Annotated in this window: 21 protein-coding genes and 1 pseudogene; 10 read left to right on the top strand and 12 right to left on the bottom strand. The window is 66.8% G+C overall.

From position 1 onward, the window contains the following. Nucleotides 1-18 precede the first annotated feature (18 nt). A complete protein-coding gene (locus Y900_RS18165; protein ID WP_036343636.1) occupies nt 19-1,236 on the top strand; it encodes an acetyl-CoA C-acetyltransferase in 1,218 nt (405 codons plus the stop codon). A 41-nt stretch (nt 1,237-1,277) separates the two neighbouring features. Here Y900_RS18165 and Y900_RS33755 read toward each other — a convergent pair. Together Y900_RS33755 and Y900_RS18155 are read right to left on the bottom strand one after the other, a co-directional pair. After that, a pseudogene (locus Y900_RS33755) lies at nt 1,278-1,846 on the bottom strand (hypothetical protein). Between the two features lie 129 nt (nt 1,847-1,975). After that, nucleotides 1,976-2,824, bottom strand: a complete 849-nt coding sequence (locus tag Y900_RS18155) for a Bax inhibitor-1/YccA family protein (protein WP_036347175.1) — start codon at nt 2,822-2,824, stop codon at nt 1,976-1,978. Between the two features lie 228 nt (nt 2,825-3,052). On the opposite strand from Y900_RS18155, the gene Y900_RS18150 reads away from it, so the two are divergent. Genes Y900_RS18150 through Y900_RS18140 form a run of 3 tightly spaced genes read left to right on the top strand, consistent with a single transcriptional unit; the run spans nt 3,053 to nt 6,587 of the window. Further along, on the top strand, nt 3,053-4,093 hold the full coding sequence (locus Y900_RS18150) for an enoyl-CoA hydratase/isomerase family protein (RefSeq protein WP_036343632.1): 1,041 nt from the start codon (nt 3,053-3,055) through the stop codon (nt 4,091-4,093). Nucleotides 4,094-4,100: 7 nt separating this feature from the next. After that, on the top strand, nt 4,101-4,883 hold the full coding sequence (locus tag Y900_RS18145) for an enoyl-CoA hydratase (protein WP_036347173.1): 783 nt from the start codon (nt 4,101-4,103) through the stop codon (nt 4,881-4,883). Between the two features lie 9 nt (nt 4,884-4,892). Then, nucleotides 4,893-6,587, top strand: coding sequence for an alpha/beta hydrolase (locus Y900_RS18140; protein ID WP_036343630.1), 1,695 nt, complete (start codon nt 4,893-4,895; stop codon nt 6,585-6,587). Here the strand turns inward: Y900_RS18140 and Y900_RS18135 are convergent. Both Y900_RS18135 and Y900_RS18130 read right to left on the bottom strand, forming a co-directional pair. Beyond that, nucleotides 6,571-6,972, bottom strand: coding sequence for a rhodanese-like domain-containing protein (locus tag Y900_RS18135; RefSeq protein WP_036343628.1), 402 nt, complete (start codon nt 6,970-6,972; stop codon nt 6,571-6,573). The genes Y900_RS18140 and Y900_RS18135 overlap by 17 nt on opposite strands. Nucleotides 6,973-6,976: 4 nt before the next feature. Then, a complete protein-coding gene (locus Y900_RS18130) occupies nt 6,977-7,537 on the bottom strand; it encodes a cupin domain-containing protein (RefSeq protein WP_051660140.1) in 561 nt (186 codons plus the stop codon). A 114-nt stretch (nt 7,538-7,651) separates the two neighbouring features. Between Y900_RS18130 and lpqV the strand changes: the two genes are divergently transcribed. From lpqV to Y900_RS18115, 3 genes are all read left to right on the top strand, one after another. After that, complete coding sequence (lpqV, locus tag Y900_RS18125; protein ID WP_036343627.1) at nt 7,652-8,095, top strand: lipoprotein LpqV; 444 nt, start codon at nt 7,652-7,654, stop codon at nt 8,093-8,095. 166 nt (nt 8,096-8,261) lie between these two features. Continuing rightward, entirely contained in the window at nt 8,262-8,447 is a 186-nt protein-coding gene (locus Y900_RS18120) for a hypothetical protein (protein WP_036343624.1), read from the top strand. An 82-nt stretch (nt 8,448-8,529) separates the two neighbouring features. Next, on the top strand, nt 8,530-9,582 hold the full coding sequence (locus Y900_RS18115) for a patatin-like phospholipase family protein (protein ID WP_036347169.1): 1,053 nt from the start codon (nt 8,530-8,532) through the stop codon (nt 9,580-9,582). On the opposite strand, the gene Y900_RS18110 is transcribed toward Y900_RS18115, so the two are convergent. The 4 genes from Y900_RS18110 to Y900_RS18095 are packed head-to-tail and all read right to left on the bottom strand — an operon-like array spanning nt 9,563 to nt 12,970. Further along, nucleotides 9,563-10,414: a patatin-like phospholipase family protein gene (locus Y900_RS18110; RefSeq protein ID WP_051660139.1), complete on the bottom strand. Its 852-nt coding sequence runs from the start codon at nt 10,412-10,414 to the stop codon at nt 9,563-9,565. The genes Y900_RS18115 and Y900_RS18110 overlap by 20 nt on opposite strands. Further along, complete coding sequence (locus Y900_RS18105; RefSeq protein WP_337588781.1) at nt 10,411-11,541, bottom strand: ankyrin repeat domain-containing protein; 1,131 nt, start codon at nt 11,539-11,541, stop codon at nt 10,411-10,413. Before Y900_RS18105 ends, Y900_RS18110 begins: the two co-directional genes overlap by 4 nt. Further along, nucleotides 11,424-11,897, bottom strand: coding sequence for an SRPBCC family protein (locus Y900_RS18100; RefSeq protein ID WP_036343622.1), 474 nt, complete (start codon nt 11,895-11,897; stop codon nt 11,424-11,426). Before Y900_RS18100 ends, Y900_RS18105 begins: the two co-directional genes overlap by 118 nt. A 14-nt stretch (nt 11,898-11,911) precedes the next feature. Beyond that, entirely contained in the window at nt 11,912-12,970 is a 1,059-nt protein-coding gene (locus Y900_RS18095; protein ID WP_036343620.1) for an NAD(P)H-dependent amine dehydrogenase family protein, read from the bottom strand. A gap of 84 nt (nt 12,971-13,054) precedes the next feature. On the opposite strand from Y900_RS18095, the gene Y900_RS18090 reads away from it, so the two are divergent. Next, complete coding sequence (locus tag Y900_RS18090) at nt 13,055-14,254, top strand: lipid-transfer protein (RefSeq protein WP_036343618.1); 1,200 nt, start codon at nt 13,055-13,057, stop codon at nt 14,252-14,254. On the opposite strand, the gene Y900_RS18085 is transcribed toward Y900_RS18090, so the two are convergent. Both Y900_RS18085 and Y900_RS18080 read right to left on the bottom strand, forming a co-directional pair. Then, the gene (locus Y900_RS18085) at nt 14,251-15,879 is read right to left on the bottom strand and encodes a long-chain fatty acid--CoA ligase (RefSeq protein WP_036343617.1); all 1,629 of its coding nucleotides are present in this window, start codon (nt 15,877-15,879) and stop codon (nt 14,251-14,253) included. The genes Y900_RS18090 and Y900_RS18085 overlap by 4 nt on opposite strands. 46 nt (nt 15,880-15,925) lie before the next feature. Further along, nucleotides 15,926-16,981, bottom strand: coding sequence for an alpha/beta fold hydrolase (locus Y900_RS18080; protein WP_157838261.1), 1,056 nt, complete (start codon nt 16,979-16,981; stop codon nt 15,926-15,928). A 61-nt stretch (nt 16,982-17,042) separates the two neighbouring features. Here Y900_RS18080 and Y900_RS18075 point away from each other — a divergent pair, with 61 nt between their 5' ends. Beyond that, entirely contained in the window at nt 17,043-17,375 is a 333-nt protein-coding gene (locus Y900_RS18075) for a YnfA family protein (RefSeq protein WP_036343615.1), read from the top strand. Nucleotides 17,376-17,417: 42 nt separating this feature from the next. Here the strand turns inward: Y900_RS18075 and mbp1 are convergent, their stop codons facing one another. Beyond that, a complete protein-coding gene (gene mbp1 / locus Y900_RS18070; RefSeq protein WP_036343613.1) occupies nt 17,418-17,651 on the bottom strand; it encodes a microaggregate-binding protein 1 in 234 nt (77 codons plus the stop codon). A gap of 253 nt (nt 17,652-17,904) precedes the next feature. On the opposite strand from mbp1, the gene Y900_RS18065 reads away from it, so the two are divergent. Then, a complete protein-coding gene (locus tag Y900_RS18065) occupies nt 17,905-18,219 on the top strand; it encodes a hypothetical protein (protein ID WP_036343612.1) in 315 nt (104 codons plus the stop codon). Here the strand turns inward: Y900_RS18065 and Y900_RS18060 are convergent. Then, a complete protein-coding gene (locus Y900_RS18060; protein WP_036343611.1) occupies nt 18,216-18,602 on the bottom strand; it encodes a nitroreductase/quinone reductase family protein in 387 nt (128 codons plus the stop codon). The genes Y900_RS18065 and Y900_RS18060 overlap by 4 nt on opposite strands. Between the last annotated feature and the right edge of the window lie 18 nt (nt 18,603-18,620).

Genomic DNA, 18,620 nt, shown 5'->3' with positions numbered 1-18,620 from the left:
CCTCCTGAGGAGCCTCACATGCCCGAAGCTGTCATCGTTTCCACCGCCCGCTCGCCGATCGGGCGCGCGATGAAGGGGTCGCTGGTCGACATCCGTCCCGACGATCTGGCCGCGCAGATGGTGCGCGCCGCGCTCGACAAGGTGCCCTCGCTGGATCCGCACGACATCGACGACCTGATCATGGGCTGCGGTCAGCCCGGCGGTGAGTCGGGCTTCAACATCGGCCGGGCCGTCGCCGTCGAGCTGGGTTACGACTTCATGCCGGGCACCACGGTCAACCGGTACTGCTCGTCGTCGTTGCAGACCACCCGGATGGCGTTCCACGCGATCAAGGCCGGCGAGGGCCACGCGTTCATCTCAGCCGGCGTCGAGACGGTGTCGCGCTTCGGCAAGGGCAACGCCGACGGCTGGCCGGACACCAAGAACGCGCTGTTCACGGATGCGATGGCCCGCTCGGAGGCAGCCACCGCCGGCGCTGACGAGTGGCACGACCCGCGCGAGGACGGCCTGCTGCCCGACGTGTACATCGCGATGGGTCAGACCGCCGAGAACGTCGCGCTGTTCACCGGGGTCAGCCGCGAAGACCAGGACCACTGGGGCGTCCGTTCGCAGAACAAGGCCGAGGAGGCCATCAACAGCGGCTTCTTCGAGCGCGAGATCGTGCCGGTCACGCTGCCCGACGGCACCGTCGTGTCCAAGGACGACGGACCGCGCGCAGGCACCACCTACGAGAAGATCAGCCAGCTCAAGCCGGTGTTCCGGCCCAACGGCACGATCACGGCGGGCAATGCGTGTCCGCTGAACGACGGCGCGGCCGCGCTGGTGATCATGTCCGACACCAAGGCCAAGGAGCTGGGGCTGACCCCGCTGGCGCGCATCGTGTCGACGGGCGTGTCCGGCCTGTCGCCCGAGATCATGGGCCTCGGCCCGATCGAAGCCGTGAAAAAGGCTCTCGCACAGGCGAACATGACGATCGGCGACGTCGACCTCTACGAGATCAACGAGGCGTTCGCGGTCCAGGTGCTCGGCTCGGCGCGGGCGCTCGGCATGGACGAGGACAAGCTGAACGTCTCCGGTGGCGCGATCGCGCTGGGGCATCCGTTCGGCATGACCGGCGCGCGGATCACCGCCACGCTGCTGAACAACCTGCAGACCTACGACAAGACGTTCGGCATCGAGACGATGTGCGTCGGCGGCGGCCAGGGCATGGCCATGGTGATCGAGCGCCTGAGCTAGCTGTCATCGAGTCAGACCTCAGAGCGACGATCGGTACCGCTTCATCGCCCTGGGGTCTGACTCGATGTCCATGCGCGCCTGGTCCGTTCGATGATGTCGGCTTTTCGGTCGCCGGCGACCACTCGGATCCGGCGCCACCCGATGTCGGCGATGAACTCCGATCGGGTTCGATCGTTGCGATAGATACCGCGATCCAGCCGATGCTGCTCACCGTCGTATTCGACCGCGACCATCACCTCGCGCCAACCCATGTCCAGGAAGTAGCGCGAACGGCCGTCGTCCCTGAACACGGGGATCTGGGTCTCGGGGCGCGGAAATCCAGCCGCCATCGGCAGCAGCCGCAACCACGTCCCCATTTCGCTCCGTGCACTGCAGACGCCGCCACACCGGTCACGACCGCACGACCCCGAGACCACAGAACAGCCGCGACTGCCCGGTCACGAACCGACAGCTCACCGATTCCGTACGCGTACACGTCCGGAAATATTCGTCGGCAGTGGGCCCGGAGCTGATACCGCGTCAGCTTGCCCGCAGCGATCACGTCGCTCCCGATGAACACTCGCTGCAGTCGGACAGGATTGCGTGACCCGCCATCGCTGCATGCACCCATCCACAGCTCATCGAGGCAGAACTCAGTGCGTCGAAATGCCCCAGTGCATCGCCGTGGGGTCTGCCTCGATGGTCGCCCACCAAAGACAAAGCCCCGGCCGTCAGGCCGGGGCTTTGCACGGTGAAGCAGCTATCGCTGCTGGAAGTAGCTGAGCAGCCGCAGGATCTCGATGTACAGCCACACCAGCGTTACGGTCAGGCCGAGGGCCACGCCCCAGGCCGCCTTCTCCGGCGCACCAGCGCGGATCATCTGGTCGGCAGCGTCGAAGTCGATCAGGAAACTGAACGCCGCCAGCGCGATCACGAACAGCGAGAACATGATGGCCACCGGGCCGCCGCTGCGCAGGCCGAGGCCCTCACCGCCGCCGACACCGAACATCGCCAGCACGAAGTTGCCGAGGAGCAGCACCAGCACGCCGACCATGGCCGCGACGATCATGCGGGTGAACTTGGGGGTCACCCGAATGGCGCCGGTCTTGTAGACGACGAGCATGCCGAAGAACACGCCGATGGTGCCGAGGACCGCCTGGCTGATCAGCACACCGGCATTGGCGCCGGACACCACCACGTTGGCGAAGATGAACGACACCGCGCCGACGAACAGGCCCTCGAGCGCTGCGTAGCTCAGAACGATGGCCGGGTTGTCCTGCTTACGACCGAAGGTCGCGATCAGCACCAGGACCAGCCCGCCGAGCCCACCGATCAGGGTGAGCGGCGTGGCCAGGGCCAGGTTGGCCGAGACGAGGAAGTAGGAGATGACCGCGACGACGGACAGCACACCGAGGGTGATGCCGGTCTTGGTGACGACGTCGTCGATCGTCATGGGCCGCGAGACGCCGGTCTGCGGCTGGTAGGCGCCCGCGTATGGATCGGTCTGGTAAGCCACCTGCTGGGCACCGGCTACACCGGTACCGAATTGTGCGTATCCGCCCTGCTGCTTGGGCAGCGAACGAAATACCGGGTTGCTGGTCTCCCGCACCGTCGGAATCCTCTCCTGGAAGTCGCGTAACACACCGTCAACGAACGGCTGCCGGAACCAGTTCCCAGGAAGTCCACAACGTTCTTCCCGGCGTGTCCGGCGCTACGAAGCCAGACCTTACCTGTGAGCGGCATCCGGCGGGTGACGATCTTTTGCCAACTGGTAGTTTTGCGTTTCCAAAAACTAGGACATCCAACCAATTTGATGGACGGAAAGGACCGCTCTGCCGTGACGGCTGAATCCGACGAAGTCTTGACCCGGGTCGACGGCGGTGTCGGCTTCCTGACACTCAATCGCCCGAAGGCCATCAACTCGCTGACCCACACGATGGTCACGATCATCGCCAAGGCGCTCACCGACTGGGAGCACGACGACGATGTCCGCGCGGTGGTTCTCGCCGGCGAAGGAGAACGCGGCCTGTGTGCAGGCGGCGACGTGGTGGCGATCTATCACAGCGCCCGTGGCGACGGCTCCGAGGCTCGCCGCTTCTGGCTCGACGAGTACCGCCTCAACGCCCAGATCGGCAGCTACCCCAAGCCCTTCGTGGCGATCATGGACGGCATCGTGATGGGCGGCGGTGTGGGCGTCGCCGCGCACGGCAACGTCCGCGTGGTGACCGACACCTCCAAGGTCGCCATGCCCGAGGTCGGGATCGGCTTCGTCCCCGACGTCGGCGGCACCTATCTGTTGTCGCGGGCTCCCGGTCAACTCGGCCTGCACGCCGCGCTGTCCGGTGCGCCGTTCTCCGGGGCCGACGCCATCGCGCTCGGGTTCGCCGACCACTACGTCCCGCACGTGCAGCTCCAGGGATTCGTCGAAGCGATCGTCGCCGACGGCGTGGACGCCGCCGTTCAGGCGTTCGCCACCGAGCCGCCGGCCAGTCACCTTCTGTTCCAACAGCATTGGATTGACGAATGCTATGCCGGCGAGACCGTCGCCGACATCGTCGCCGCCCTGCGAGGCCACGACGACGAGGACGCCAGGAAAGCCGGCGATCTCATCGCGTCCCGCTCCCCCATCGCGGCGTCCGTCGCGCTGGCCTCGGTGCGGCGCGCCGCCGAGCTCGAGACCCTCGAAGACGTTCTGGTTCAGGAGTACCGGGTGTCGTCGGCGTCGCTGGACTCCCACGACTTCGTCGAGGGCATCCGCGCGCAGATCATCGACAAAGATCGCAACCCGACGTGGAACCCGCCCTCACTGGCCGCGGTGACCGAGCAGGATGTGGAACAGTACTTCGCGCCGGCAGACCCGGACCTGACCTTCGAGTGAGGACATGATGACCACCGAAACCTTTGAAACCATCCTGGTCGACCGCGACGAGCGGGTCGGCACCATCACGCTCAACCGGCCCAAGGCGCTCAACGCGCTCAACAGCCAGGTGATGGTCGAGGTCACCACGGCCGCCGCAGAATTCGACAACGACCCGGGTATCGGCGCGATCGTCATCACCGGCAACGAAAAGGCGTTCGCCGCCGGTGCCGACATCAAGGAAATGGCCGAACTCTCGTTCTCGGAGGTCTTCGACGCGGACTTCTTCGCGGCGTGGGGCAAGCTGGCCGCCGTCCGCACACCCACCATCGCCGCGGTCGCCGGCTACGCCCTCGGCGGGGGCTGCGAGCTGGCGATGATGTGCGACGTCCTCATCGCCGCCGACACCGCAAAGTTCGGCCAACCCGAGATCAAGCTGGGCGTGCTGCCCGGCATGGGCGGCTCACAGCGGCTGACCCGAGCGATCGGCAAAGCCAAGGCGATGGACCTCATTCTGACCGGCCGCACCATCGACGCCGCCGAGGCAGAACGCAGCGGCCTGGTGTCGCGGGTGGTACCGGCCGACGACCTGCTCACCGAGGCCAAAGCCGTCGCGACGACGATCTCGCAGATGTCCCGCTCGGCCGCCCGGATGGCCAAGGAAGCGGTCAACCGCGCCTTCGAATCCACGCTGACCGAAGGCCTGCTCTACGAGCGCAGGCTGTTTCACTCCGCGTTCGCCACCGATGACCAGACCGAGGGAATGGCCGCCTTCACCGAGAAGCGCCCTGCCAACTTCACGCACCGCTAAGGTGCTGACGTGACCGTCACCGAGTCGGAACCGACCGAGGCCGCCGACCCGGCGCCCGCCTCGGAGAGCAAGCCGGATTGGTGGCAGCGCCGCTACACGTTCACCGGAACGGCTGTCGGCCTGGTGTTCCTCGGCCTCTCCCTGAGCCCGTCGCTGCTGCCGCGCGGCCCGCTGTTCCAGGGCCTCGTCAGCGGCGCGGCCGGCTCGGTCGGCTACGGGCTGGGTGTGTTCGCCGTCTGGCTGGTGCGGTTCATGTTGTCGCGGCCGTCCAGCCCGCGCCCGCCGCGGTGGTCCTGGCCGGTGCTGGTCGCCGTCGGAATCGTCTGGCTGGTCGTGACGATCTACTGGTTCCACGTCTGGCAGGACCACGTTCGCGACCTGATGGGGGTGCCGCGGCTGCAGTGGTACAACTACCCGCAGGCCGCGATCATCGGCGTTGTCGTGCTGTTCTTGTTCGTCGAAATCGGCCAGCTGGTCGGCAGACTCGTCAGATATCTCGTCCGCCTCTTGAATCGGTATGCGCCACCGCGTGTTTCGGCGGTAGTTGTGGTCATCCTCCTGCTGAGCCTGACGATCGCGATACTCAACGGCGTGGTAATCAGGGGCGGAATGAGCTTCCTGAACAGCACTTTCGCCTCGGTGAACGACGAGATGGGTCCGGACAACCCGGCCCCGAAGACGCCGCTGCGCTCCGGTGGCCCCGGCTCGCTGGTCGCCTGGGACACCGTCGGTCACCAGGGCCGCGTGTTCGTCGCCGGCGGACCCTCCGTCGAAGAGCTGACCAAATTCAACGGCACCCCCGCGGTCGAACCGATCCGGGCCTACGCGGGCAAGAACTCCGCCAACGGAATCAAGGCGTCCGCCGAGCTTGCCGCGCGAGAGTTGGAGCGCGCCGGCGGGTTCAAGCGCAAGGTCATCGCCGTCGCGACCACGACGGGGACGGGCTGGATCAACGAGGCCGAAGCATCTGCTCTGGAATACATGTACAACGGCGACACCGCGATCGTCAGCATGCAGTACTCGTTCCTGCCGAGCTGGCTGTCGTTCCTGGTGGACAAGGAGAACGCCCGGCAGGCGGGCCAGGCGTTGTTCGAGGCGGTCGACGCGCGACTGCGCGAGATGCCCGAAGCGCAGCGTCCCAAGATCGTGGTGTTCGGCGAGAGCCTCGGATCCTTCGGGGGCGAGGCACCGTTCCTGAGCCCGAACAACATCATCGCCCGCACCGACGGGGCACTGTTCTCCGGCCCGACGTTCAACAACACGATGTGGGACGACGTCACCGTCAATCGCGACCCCGGATCCCCGATGTGGCTGCCGATCTTCGACGACGGCCAGAACATCCGGTTCGCGGCACGCCCCGACAATCTGGGCCGGCCCGACAAGCCGTGGGGCTATCCGCGGATCGTCTATCTCCAACACGCGTCCGACCCCATCAGCTGGTGGAACCCCAATCTGCTGTTCGCCGAACCGGATTGGTTACGTGAGGCGCGCGGGTACGACGTGTCGCCGGACATGTACTGGATTCCGATCGTGACGTTCCTGCAGGTGTCGGCTGACATGGCGGTGGCCGTCGATGTTCCCGACGGGCACGGTCACCGCTACGTGCGCGACGTCGTCAACGCGTGGGCGTCGATCCTGCAGCCGCCGGGCTGGACACCGGAGAAGACCGAGCGCCTGCGCGGAATCGTCACGGCGCCGGAGTGAGTTCGCGCAGCTCGGCGAGTACGTCGGCTGCGGCCAGCGCCTGGTAGCCGCCGACGACATCGGTGGCGCGGTGCAGCCCAAGGTCCTGTAGCGCGGCGGCGGCCAAGCTCGAGGTGTAGCCCTCCGAGCACAGGATCACCCACTCGACGTCATCGTCTTTCGCCTGGGGCAACCGAGCCTCGCTGGTCGGGTCGGCGCGCCACTCCAGCACATTGCGTTCGATCACCAGCGCGGCCGGCGTCTCGCCTTCGGCGGCGCGTTGCGCTGCCGGGCGAATGTCGACCAGGACCGCTCCGCGACGCAACGCCGCCGGGATCTCCTCAGCCGCCAGCCGGTGCAGTCGCGCCCTGGCATCGGCCAGGACGCGGTCGATTCGACTGCTCATCGGATCAGCTCCCCTCGGGTGCGTCGGTCAGCTCGGTGCGGTTGCGGCGCAACGTATTACGCTTGGTGACCTCGTAATACGACATCGCCGTCAAAGGCGGCGAATACGCGTGCACACTCAGTGTGGCAGAGGCAGGTGCCGCGACGGCGGGTGCGCCGACGACGTCGTGCACCCACCCCAGCGGGAACGCCGCCTGGTCTCCGGCGTCGAGACGGCGACGACGCAATCGCTCACCGTCCCAACGGTATTCGTGCAGCGCGCCGGAGAGCACGGTCAGCGCACCCAGCGATCCGCCGTGGTCGTGCAGTTCGGTGGTGTGGCCGGCCACCCAGCTGATCAGCCAGACGTCGAGCTCGTCGTCGGCGTGGAGCCGGGTGAACCAGCGTTCGTCGGTGGGCGGACCGCCGGCGGGCAGCAGCGCGTCGAACTGGCCGCGCAGCACACCGTCGGCGTACCGATCGGTGGCGTGCATCAGGTCGGGTAACCGTAGCCGGGTGGGTGCGGACACCGCTGGTGCGATGGACGGGAAGGTGGCAAGTGAAGGGGCAGCGCCCGAATACGGCATGACGAGAAACTTTCCGCACGTTGCAGGGTCAGATCGGGGGTCGGCTAGAACCGACAACACTCCCTGGACCTGGTCCGCTCCGTCATGGCCGCCAGTGTTGCATAGATTGAAACGATGCGCCCCTATCGATGTCGCTCCCTGTCCGGCGCCGCGGCGTGTGTCGCGGGCGTGGCCGCCGTGCTGACGGCGTGCTCCTCGGGTGTCGGCGGGCAGTCCCCGTCCACCACTGTGGCGCCGTCGAGCAGTGCGGCGCAGTCGACGCAAGCGGCCGCCCCGTCGGGCACGGTCGGCATGTCGCCGGGTGGGGTCACCACCCGGATCGACACGCCCGCTGAATCGACCGAAGAACAATATGCGCAGGCCTGCATGGCGACTAAGACGTGGATGGACGGCAAGGGTGGCGACCCGAAGGCGTTGGTCGAACCGTTCCTGAAGCAATTGCAGAGCAACGCCGCCCCCGGCCCGGCGACGTTCAACAGCACCTGGGGCCAGTTGTCGACGGCGCAGCAGGCTGCGGTCATCATCGCGGTGAAGGCAGCCGCGGACGGCGGCTGCTGATCGTTTCGATCACGGGTAGCAAAAGTCCGTAGCGGCGCACACGATTACTGCCACCCGCCGTTCAGTTGCTGCCATCGGAATTAATTGCCTGACCTCGCGGTTTACCTCCTTGTAATTGATCGGCGAAAGCCGGCAGAAGAGGAAACCAAAAAAGAGGCACATCATCATGACCAAGTACGCGGTCGCGGGCCTGCTGGGCACCGCGATGAGCGCGTTCGTCATCGGCCTGGCCGCCCCCGCGGCCGCCGCCCCCGGCGGGTCCGGTGACGCCCGCGGAAACACAATCGACTCGCTCGGATACACCGTTGGTGGCGACAAGCTCGGCACCATCGACGTGATTCAGCGCGACTGAGCGCGGCGCGGTGACACGCGCCACCACGGAAGGGCATCCCGAAAGGGGTGCCCTTCCGCTGTCGGTGAGCAGAATGGACTCCATGCCCGACCAATCCCCTAACTCTCGGGTCGCTCTGGCGCTCGGCAGCGGCGGCGCGCGGGGATACGCGCACATCGGCGTGATCGACGAGCTGACACGTCGCGGCTACGAGATCGTCGGTGTCGCCGGATCGTCGATGGGAGCATTGGTGGGCGGCCTGCACGCAGCCGGATCGCTCGACGAATTCGCTCAGTGGGCCCAGACGTTGACGCAGCGAGCCGTTCTGCGACTGCTCGATCCGTCGATCACCGCGGCCGGCGTTCTGCGCGCCGAGAAGATCCTCGACGCGGTCCGCGACATCCTCGGCGACGTCACCATCGAGAACCTGCCGATCCCCTACACCGCGGTGGCCACCGACCTGATCGCGGGAAAATCGGTGTGGTTGCAGCGCGGACCGGTCGATGCCGCGATCCGCGCCTCGATCGCCATCCCCGGCGTGATCGTCCCGCACGTACTCGACGGCAGATTACTTGCCGACGGCGGCATCCTCGACCCACTGCCGTTGGCTCCGATCGCCGCCGTCAACGCCGACCTGACGATCGCGATCAGCTTGTCCGGCCCCGACCCCGACGGCAGCCAGGACACCACCCAAGCCCCGGAAGCGGCCGCCAGCAGCGAATGGCTCGGCCGATTGCTGCGCAGCACGTCGGCACTGTTGGACACCAACACTGCCCGCTCGATTCTGGACACCCCGGCGGCCCGGTCGATGCTGAGCCGCTTCGGCACCAGTTCGGTGTCGGAGGAGGGCGACGACGCCGAACCGAGCGGCGACGATCAACTGATCGACAGCTCACGTGAAGCTGCGATCCCCAAGCTGGGCAGCTTCGCGGTGATGAACCGCACGATCGACATCGCGCAGGCCGCGCTGGCCCGCCACCAGATGGCAGCCTATCCCCCTGATCTGCTCATCGAGGTGCCCCGAACCGCTTGCCGCAGTTTGGATTTCCACCGCGCCGCCGAGATCATCGACCTGGGTCGCGAATTGGCGGTGAAAGCGCTGGACGGCTATCGCTACAGCGGCCCGGAAATCATCATCACGCCAGAAACTCCGTGACCGCCGCCGCCACCCGGCGGCCCTGCTCGCGTCCGGCCAGCGCCGACGGGATCCGACAGCGCGGGTCCAGCGGGTTGGGACCGAAGGCGCTGAGGGATGCGTCGTCGGCGAAGACGGCGAATGTTCGCGCACCGAAGGCGGCGATCTCGGCCGCGGTGCCGTGGGTGAACGGCGACGGCGCTGATTCGCTCGCCGGCACCAGCACCACGGCCGTCGCACAGTCGGCGGCCACCGCGGTGTGAACCGAGCTGCTGACACCGCCGTCCATGTAGCGCCGAGCGCCGATCGTCACCGGCGGCCAGGTACCGGGCACCGCACAGCTGGCAGCCACGGCGTCGACGAGATCCACCCCCGACGACGAGTCGAACACCACCAGGTCACCGGTTTCGATGTCGATGGCGGTGATCCGCAGATCCTGTTTCGGCCAACGGTGTTCGGGGAGTCGCGCTTCGATGACGCGTCTGCGGACAGCCTCGCTGACGGTTGGCGTGTCCAGCGCGACGCGTCCGATCCGCTGAAGTTTGTCCCTCAGCTCACCGGGTTCGGCCATCGCCGTGAGAAACAGCGCCGAGATCTGTTCGATGTCCACCCCGGGGTCGATCTCTGACGAGGGTTCCGCCGTCTGGCGTTCGAAGAGCGCCTCCAGTGACAGCGAGCTGCTGATCTGTGCGGCGACGGTGGAGCCCGCCGAGGTTCCGACCAGTACATCGGAGTCCAGCAGGCTCTGCGCGGTATGCGGCGATTCGTCGGCGATCCCGCGCAAAATGCCGGTCTCCCAGCCGATGCCGGCGATGCCGCCGCCGGCCAGTATCAGGGCACGTTTAGTCGTCACAGCGTGTGAGTCTGCCAGTTGCTCAGGTAGTCGATCGCGTCGGTCTGGTAGGCGTGCTGCGCCCAGCCCAAAGGCGTCGTGCCATAGCGGAAGTCAACGAGGTCCGCGTCCGCACCGGCCTCGAGCAGCCGACGTATCAGGTCCAGGTCGCCGCTCCACGCCGCGTGATGCAGCGGCGTGGCGCCCTCGGCGTCGCGCACGTTCGGGTCGCCGGGAAACGGCGGTTGCACCAGGTCGGCTCCCGAGACGTCGATCCCGTGACGAGCCAGCAGGGCCAGTCGGTCTGCGAAGCCATGGTCAGCGGCCCAATCGATTTGGCGCTGCCACATCTGCTCGCGTGTCTCCATCGCCTCGCCCATGCGACGCTCCCATGGACTCGGACCGGCGTCGGCCAAGCCGTGGTCGAACAGCAGCTCGAGGTGCGAATCGTCGGCTCGGAACATCCGGTTGTAGAGGGTCTGTTGGTCGACGGGGTGCGCGCCGCGCTGCAGCAGCAGGCGTGCCAACTCGCTCGAGAACCGATGGCGGGGTTGACGACCCGGGCCCTGCTCGCCTTCGCCGAAAACTCCGGTGAGCAACGTGAATGGTGTCGGCAGTGCGCGCCACAGATAGCCGGCGTTGGGATCGGCGCCGGCGTCGAGCAGCGCAGAGGCTGCAGCGAGGACATCAGTCTCTCTGTGCGGCAACGGGACCCGCGAATAGCACAGATACAGCAGCGGTACCCAGCCGAAGGGGCCGCCGGCCGTGGTGACCAGTTCCGGCCGATCCTGTAGGTGACGGGTCAGCGCCGCCGGGTCGGCGGCCGATGCGGCGGCCCAGACATTCTCTTGGGGCAGAGAGGGATTCACCTCGATTAGCTCCGCAGCCGCCTGCCAGCGCGGCGGCTCATCACTGGCGTCATAACGCAACGAGGCCAACGAACAGAATCGGAAGGCCGTTCCCAGAGCGTTGTCGTCGACCGCACCGGGGTTTACGACTAGCGGATCGTTCTCGTGCAAGCCGCCTGCCATCAGCTCAGCAGGTGTTCCGAGAGGGTGGCCAGGGCCTGGTTGGCGTAACCGCGCCAGATCCGGGCGAACACCGGAAGCAATGGCGCAGTCAGTGCCGACTTGGGATGCAGGGTCCACTGCCACGTGACCTTGGTGCCGGTGCCCTGTTCGCTGAAGGCCCACAGCCCCTCGACGTGATCGATCAGCGGCGCCATCGCACCGTGGATGTCGGTAAGGGTGTAGCCGAACGCATGGGGCGCGTCGAACGTGGTCAGGGTTTCCCGCATGCCTCCGCCCCCGACCAGGACGATGGTGCGGGTCTGCCCCACCGCCGACCAGTCGCCCGTCTGGTCGTGCACGTCTTTGATCGGCGGGATCGGTCCGTACCAGCGGTGGAACAACTGGGGCAGCGGCATCGGCAGCGTCTTGGCGAACGCATCCGGTACCGCGATGGGAATGGCGCGGGACTGCTGGACGACGACGGGGTGAGCCATCTCGCCAACGATAGTCAGCGTGCGAGCTGAGGTGCTGCGCGTCCGGTGATCAGTGGCAGGTCGAAGAAGTCGGCGATGCCCGGCGCGGCGGCACAGGTCGCCGGAACTGAGTTGACGCAGTGCGCCGCGGTGGCCACCACACCGGGGTTGCTGACCAACCCTTCCTCGACGCTCTCCGGCTGCCAGCCCTTGACGGTGACGAACGTGTTCGGGTTTCCCCGCACCTCCATCTCGTAGCGCTCGCCGGCCGGGCCGAAAGACCATGCGGGATCGAGGTTTTCCTCGCCCATCAGCCAGTTGACGGTGATGCGCACGACGATGGTGTTGGTGACGACGGCATCCCAGTGGAAGCGCCGCCCGGCCACCTGGCCGGGTTCGATCACCCCCATCGGCGAGTCGATGGGCGCGGTTGCGACAGCTACCTCTTGGGAGGTGCGGATCTGCGGCTCGGCGGCAAAACCGAGCCGGTCGACGATGAGCCGAACCGATTGGAAGAAGCCGCCGTTGAGCAGTTTCTGCATGGGTCCGGTCAACGCGCTCTCCGGCGTTCCGCCGAAGCCCATCACGTGCCGTAGCACGTCGGGTGCGCCATAGGTTCGGAGGTCGGAGAACTCCTCGGCGCGAACGTAGGTCACCCCGGTGGACATCACCGACAGCAGCAGCGGGAACAGCTCGGTGGCCGCCCCCGGTCCGATCCCGGCACCGTGCAGGGTGACGTTGCCCTCGCGAGCGGCGGCCTCCAGCGGGGCGGCTTCGGATTCACTCGGGTAGAACCAGCCCAGTGGGCTGACGACGTTCTTGCCCGAGCGCAGCAGTGCGGTCACTTCCGCCACGTTGGGCAGCAGCGGCGCGTAGATCACCGCGTCGGCGTCCATGGCGAGGATGTCGTCGATGCTATTGGTGGCCGTGACGCCCAGCGGTTCGGTGCCGATGATGTCGCCGACGTCCTTGCCTGCCTTGTCCGCGGAATGCACCCAACAGCCGGCCAGTTCGAGTTCGGGATGTTCCAGCACACCGTTGATCGCCGCGACCCCGACCGACCCGGTTGCCCACTGCACGACTCGCAACGTCATTGGTGCTCCTCCGCAGAAAACTAGAACGTGTTACAGCCGGGTCTACACTAGCGGGATCGTCACTGCGGACGGAAGGAATAGGCCATGGCCGGAACAAAGAACCGGGTGTTCGTCGTCGGGGTCGGGATGACCAAGTTCGAGAAGCCGGGCCGCCGCGAAGGCTGGGACTACCCCCAGATGGCCAACGAGTCCGGCACCAAGGCACTGGCCGACGCCGGCATCGACTACGCCGAGGTGCAGCAGGGGTACGTCGGCTATTGCTCGGGTGACTCGACCTCCGGGCAACGTGCGCTCTACGAGCTCGGCATGACCGGCATCCCGATCGTCAACGTCAACAACAACTGTTCGACGGGCTCGACGGCGCTGTACCTGGCCGCGCAGGCCATCCGCGGTGGCCTCGCCGACTGCACCATCGCTCTTGGGTTCGAGAAGATGCAGCCCGGCTCGCTCGGCGGTGGCGCCGAAGACCGCGAGTCGCCACTCATGCGTCACATCGTCGCTCTCAACGAGACCGACTCGATGACGTTTCCGGTGGCGCCGTGGATGTTCGGTGCGGCAGGCCGCGAGCACATGAAGAAGTACGGCACCACCGCCGAGCATTTCGCGAAGATCGGTTTCAAGAACCACAAGCATTCGGTGAACAATCCGTACGCGCAGTTCCAGGAGGAGTACACCCTCGACGACATCCTGGGCGCGAAGATGATCTCCGATCCGCTGACCAAGCTGCAGTGCTCGCCCACCTCGGACGGCTCGGGCGCAGCGATCGTGGCCAGTGAGGCGTTCGTCGACAAGCACGGGCTGGCCGATCAGGCCGTCGAGATCGTCGGGCAGGCGATGACCACCGACTTCGCGTCGACCTTCGACGGCAGCGCGGCCAACATCATCGGGTACGACATGAATGTGCAGGCGGCACAACAGGTTTACGACCAGTCCGGTCTAGGCCCGGCCGACTTCCAGGTGATCGAGCTGCACGACTGCTTCTCCGCCAACGAGCTGTTGCTCTATGAGGCCCTGGGGCTGTGCGGCGAGGGCGAGGCTCCCGCGCTGATCGACGCAGGCGACACCACCTACGGCGGACGCTGGGTGGTGAACCCGTCGGGTGGGCTGATCTCCAAGGGACATCCGCTGGGCGCGACCGGCCTGGCGCAATGCGCCGAGTTGACCTGGCAGCTGCGCGGCACCGCGGACAAGCGTCAGGTGGACAACGTCACCGCCGCGCTGCAGCACAACATCGGTCTCGGCGGGGCGGCGGTTGTCACCGCCTACCAGCGCGCGGAGCGCTAGGACAGGTATGTGACGTCGTAGACGTCGTCGGCATGCCTGGCGCGGATGGTCTTCTTGTCGTACTTACCGACACTGGTCCGCGGGATCTCGTCGACGAATGTCCACCGTTCCGGCAGCCACCACCGAACGACCTTGTCGGACAGGTAATTCCGAAGTTCCTCCGGCGATGCCTCAGCCCCCTCGTGCAGCACCACCGCGGCCAGCGGCCGTTCCTGCCAGCGTTCGTCGGGCACCCCTACCACCGCGGCCTCCCGCACCGCAGGGTGGGAGATCAGGTAGTTCTCGAGTTCGACCGACGAGATCCACTCACCACCGGACTTGATGACGTCTTTGGCCCGGTCGGTCAACGTGATGTAGCCCTGGCCGTCGATGCGCCCCACGTCCCCGGTGCGCAGCCAACCTGACTGGAACTTGGACTCGTCGGTGTTGCGGTAGTAGGAGCCGGTGATCCAGGCACCGCGGACCTCCAGCTCCCCGACCGCCTCGCCGTCGTTCGGCAGCACCGCGCCCTCGTCGTCGACGATGCGGGTCTCCACACCGCAGATCGGCCTGCCCTGCGTTCCGCGGACCTCCCACTGCTTTTCGGGGGTCAAGCCCGGTGGCGGCCAGGCCAGGGTGGCGATGGGCGACGTTTCGGTCATTCCCCACAGCTGGCGGATCTCCACATCGAATTTCTCCTCGAATGCCTTCATCAGCGACACCGGTACAGCCGACCCGCCGCACGACACCAACCGCAGCGACGAGATGTCGTGACCGGGGTTGCGGTCCAGGTGGTTCATCACGTCGTTCCAGATGGTCGGCACCGCCCCGGCCACCGTAGGACGCTGACTTTCGATCAGGTTCACCAACGAGGTGGGGTCCATGAATCGGTCGGGCAGCACCAGATCCGCGCCGGCCATCAACGCCGCATAGGGAAGACCCCAGGCATTGGCGTGGAACATCGGCACGATCGGTAAGGCCTTGTCGGAGAAGCTGAGTCCGAGCCCGTTACCGCTGCAGACCGCCATCGAGTGCAGATAGTTCGACCGGTGCCCGTAGACCACACCCTTCGGGTGTCCGGTGGTGCCGCTGGTGTAACACATTGCGGCGGCAGAGTTTTCGTCGATCTCCGGCCACTCGAACTCGTCGGACTCGGCACCGAGCACGTCGTGGTAGCGCACCACCCGCTTGCCCGACGCCTCGAACGGCTCCAGATCGCCGGACCCGACGGCGATGACCGTGTGCACCGTCTCCATCTTGGGCAGCACTGGAGCCAGAATCGGCGCCAGCGACAGGTCGGCGATCACCACCTGATCCTCGGCCTCGTACGCGACGAACTCGATCTGCTCGGGGAACAGCCGGATGTTCAGCGTGTGCAGCACCGCCCCCATCGAGGGCACCGCGACGTAGGCCTCCAGGTGTTCCTGGTTGTTCCACATGAAAGTCCCGACCCGGTCGTCACCCTCGATGCCCAGGCGCCGCAACGCATTGGCCAGCCGGGCGGCCTGCCGTCCGACCTCGCGGTAGGTGGCGTGCCGGAACCCGTCGCCGGTCGCGGTGGTCACGGTCCGATCGCCGTGAACGGTGGCGGCGTAGCGCAGGATCGCGGAAACGGTCAGCGGAAAGTTCTGCATGGTGCTCTGCATAGGGCCGAATCTATCGCGGCGAGCAACGCAGCAGGCCCGGGATCGGTCACCCGGTCAGTGCCACCGGAACCCGGCGGCGGCCCGGCCACCGGAAAGCCAACGGACGACGGCGCGGGTAGCGGCGCGCGGCCGGTGATCGGAGGAGCTCGAGCTCGACGGGTTCGAGGTCCTCGGCGGCCAGCTCCGGGGTATCCCGGTACACCCTTTGCAGCGCTCGGCCGAGTTCTGCGCCGAGCAACTGGCGCATCATGTCGGCGCCCTGCCGCGGGTGAGCCAACATCCACGAATGATGCGCGCCCGGAACCCGGTAGAGGGCCGCGTCGGCCCGCTCGGCCATGTCATAGGCGTTCTCGAACGGCACGACACCGTCCTTCTCGCCGTGCACGACGATCGTGGGCACACCGTTGGCGCGCATGGCGACCAGCTTTTCCGCGAAGTCGCCGGAGCCCAGCAACGCCCGCAAGGCACCGGTCAGTCCGAGCGGCGCGCGCGCATTTCGAGCCAGTGCACCCGCCATCACTCGCAGATAGCCGGCCAGTTCACCGAGCGGGAGCCGCCTCGGGTCGCGCTGCGCGTCGACGGCAACGGCCAGTAGCCGCTCGGCGACCGCGCGGGGCGAGCGGTGCCCGGGCGAGATCGACTCGTCGAACGGCGCGCCCGCGGCGGCGTTGAGCAATACCGCCGCAAGTACCCGTTCGGGTGCGCGGGCCGCGAGGTCGACGATCATCCGTCCGCCCATGGAGTGGCCGAGGAACACCGCTTTACCGATGCCCAAAGCATCCAGGGCGCGCAGCGTCAGATCGACGCGGCCTTCCAGAGTCGCCTCGGCAGGCAGCGTCGGTGTTCCGCCGTGGCCGGCGGCGTCGAGGGCGATCACGGTGAATCCGAGGGCCCCGAGTCGGCTCAGCAGCCGCAGGTAGGCCCGCGCATTGAGGCCGTAGCCGTGCAGGAACACCAGCGGCACGCCGCGACCGCCCGTCGAGACGCCGACCCGATGCCCGTCGTCGAGGCACAGCACGTCGTGGCTGAGCCGGACACGGGTGCCGGAAGGCAGTTCTGTGGTGGACACCGGGCTGGGGTTCACCGCAGATCGGCTTGGCACACTGTGTCGTTGGCGACTGCTCGGCGCGGGTGTGAGCAACTCGCCATGCCATGCTGACCCGATGCTTGTGCTGAAATCGGCGGCCCTGTTCCTGGCTGCGGCGCTGCTGGAGATCGGCGGTGCCTGGCTGGTGTGGCAGGGCATTCGCGAACATCGAGGCTGGATTTGGGTTGGCTTCGGCGTAATCGCCTTGGGGGCTTATGGTTTCGTCGCAACGCTGCAGCCTGACGCGCACTTCGGGCGGATCCTGGCCGCCTACGGCGGGGTGTTCATCGCGGGTTCACTGCTGTGGGGTATGGCGGCCGACGGGTTCCGCCCAGACCGCTGGGATGTGACCGGTTCGCTGATTTGCCTGGTGGGAGTGGCGCTGATCATGTACGGCCCACGAGGCTGAGAAGAAGAACCCGGCCGGGTTTCACCGGCCGGGTTCTTTCGTCTACTGGTGCGACTCTTGTCGCTTCTCTTGGGCCTTGGCCTCGCCGCGAGCCTTTTCGGCCTCGGCTTCCTTGGCCGCAGCGTCACGCTGAGCCTCAGCCTTGTCCTGCTGCGCCTTGCCCTCTTCAGTGAGGTCATCGCTGCCGGTCACGGTGCCGACGGCTTCCTTGGCTTTGCCCTTGACGTCTTCGACGACGCCCTTGATGCCCTCTTCGGGTCCGCTGTTGCCTGCCATGGGTCCTCCTTGGCGTCTGTTCCTGCAGTGCAGGATGAGGCGCGTGCGCACCGTTCATCCCATTGATCGCGGGACTTCTCCTGCAGTGCCAGTCGATTTCGACCGTGCGACTGCACATTCGCCCGCAGCTCCGGGGTTCCCGACCCTGCAGCGGCTAAACAACGCCAGGCAGATATGCAGGAACGGGAACGATTTCGTCGGCAGCGACGATGTAACTGGAGGATCATTGGTCGGGAAAAGAGGAGGCGCGATAATGCGGACCGCATATGCGCTCGCTGTGGCGGCGGCCGCGGGTGGCATCGTCGCCGGGCCGGCCGCGACGGCATGGGCCGACAGTTCGGCGCAGGCCACGATCAGTCAGCTGCAAAGTCAGGGTTACACCGTGAACATCGACCGCATCGGCACCGGTCCGATGTCGAAGTGCGTGGTCACGAACGTGCGCAATCCCCAGACCGTCACTCAGTGGGTGCCCTACACCGGACCGGGGCGTGGCAACAATCGCACGATCCTGGTGCCGGTCGTCACCAGCCAGACGATCTCGGTCTCACTGGACTGCAGCGCCCACTAATCCAGGTCCACACGGATCGTGAGCAGGTTGTCTCCCATCGCACGGACCGCCGCACTGTTCATCCGCGGAAGCTCGGCCAGTCGTGCCCGCGCGTCATCGTCAGGTAAAGCCACGGCGGTTCCGCTGTGCCATCGCCCGCGGACGCGAACCCGTACGCGCGGATTGGCTGCGATGTTGCGGACGTATTGGGATCGATCGCCGAACTCCGACACCAGCCAGAACGTGTCACCGTCGAGTCGACCGCCGATCGGGGTGGTCCGCGGTCGGCCGGATTTTCGCCCAGTCGTCTCCAGCAGAGTTTGAATCGGGACCAGCCGCATCAGTGGGTTGGCGACCCGCCGCTGGACGAAGTTGACGACGCGCTGCCGTGGAGTCGAAGTCATGACTCCATCGTGGCAGCC

The sequence above is a fragment of the Mycolicibacterium aromaticivorans JS19b1 = JCM 16368 genome, from assembly GCF_000559085.1.
GTDB classification, from domain to species: domain Bacteria; phylum Actinomycetota; class Actinomycetes; order Mycobacteriales; family Mycobacteriaceae; genus Mycobacterium; species Mycobacterium aromaticivorans.
This window is presented reverse-complemented; position numbering and strand designations above follow the sequence as displayed.

What these genes read in the sequence shown, in the direction of transcription:
- Y900_RS18165 (WP_036343636.1), top strand. Translation starts at nt 19, where the DNA reads ATGCCCGAAGCTGTCATCGTTTCCACCGCCCGCTCGCCGATCGGGCGC.
- Y900_RS18145 (WP_036347173.1), top strand. Translation starts at nt 4,101, where the DNA reads ATGACCACCGAAACCTTTGAAACCATCCTGGTCGACCGCGACGAGCGG.
- Y900_RS18135 (WP_036343628.1), bottom strand. Translation starts at nt 6,972, where the DNA reads ATGAGCAGTCGAATCGACCGCGTCCTGGCCGATGCCAGGGCGCGACTG.
- Y900_RS18130 (WP_051660140.1), bottom strand. Translation starts at nt 7,537, where the DNA reads ATGCCGTATTCGGGCGCTGCCCCTTCACTTGCCACCTTCCCGTCCATC.
- lpqV (WP_036343627.1), top strand. Translation starts at nt 7,652, where the DNA reads ATGCGCCCCTATCGATGTCGCTCCCTGTCCGGCGCCGCGGCGTGTGTC.
- Y900_RS18120 (WP_036343624.1), top strand. Translation starts at nt 8,262, where the DNA reads ATGACCAAGTACGCGGTCGCGGGCCTGCTGGGCACCGCGATGAGCGCG.
- Y900_RS18115 (WP_036347169.1), top strand. Translation starts at nt 8,530, where the DNA reads ATGCCCGACCAATCCCCTAACTCTCGGGTCGCTCTGGCGCTCGGCAGC.
- Y900_RS18100 (WP_036343622.1), bottom strand. Translation starts at nt 11,897, where the DNA reads ATGGCTCACCCCGTCGTCGTCCAGCAGTCCCGCGCCATTCCCATCGCG.
- Y900_RS18095 (WP_036343620.1), bottom strand. Translation starts at nt 12,970, where the DNA reads ATGACGTTGCGAGTCGTGCAGTGGGCAACCGGGTCGGTCGGGGTCGCG.
- Y900_RS18090 (WP_036343618.1), top strand. Translation starts at nt 13,055, where the DNA reads ATGGCCGGAACAAAGAACCGGGTGTTCGTCGTCGGGGTCGGGATGACC.
- Y900_RS18085 (WP_036343617.1), bottom strand. Translation starts at nt 15,879, where the DNA reads ATGCAGAGCACCATGCAGAACTTTCCGCTGACCGTTTCCGCGATCCTG.
- Y900_RS18075 (WP_036343615.1), top strand. Translation starts at nt 17,043, where the DNA reads ATGCTTGTGCTGAAATCGGCGGCCCTGTTCCTGGCTGCGGCGCTGCTG.
- mbp1 (WP_036343613.1), bottom strand. Translation starts at nt 17,651, where the DNA reads ATGGCAGGCAACAGCGGACCCGAAGAGGGCATCAAGGGCGTCGTCGAA.
- Y900_RS18065 (WP_036343612.1), top strand. Translation starts at nt 17,905, where the DNA reads ATGCGGACCGCATATGCGCTCGCTGTGGCGGCGGCCGCGGGTGGCATC.
- Y900_RS18060 (WP_036343611.1), bottom strand. Translation starts at nt 18,602, where the DNA reads ATGACTTCGACTCCACGGCAGCGCGTCGTCAACTTCGTCCAGCGGCGG.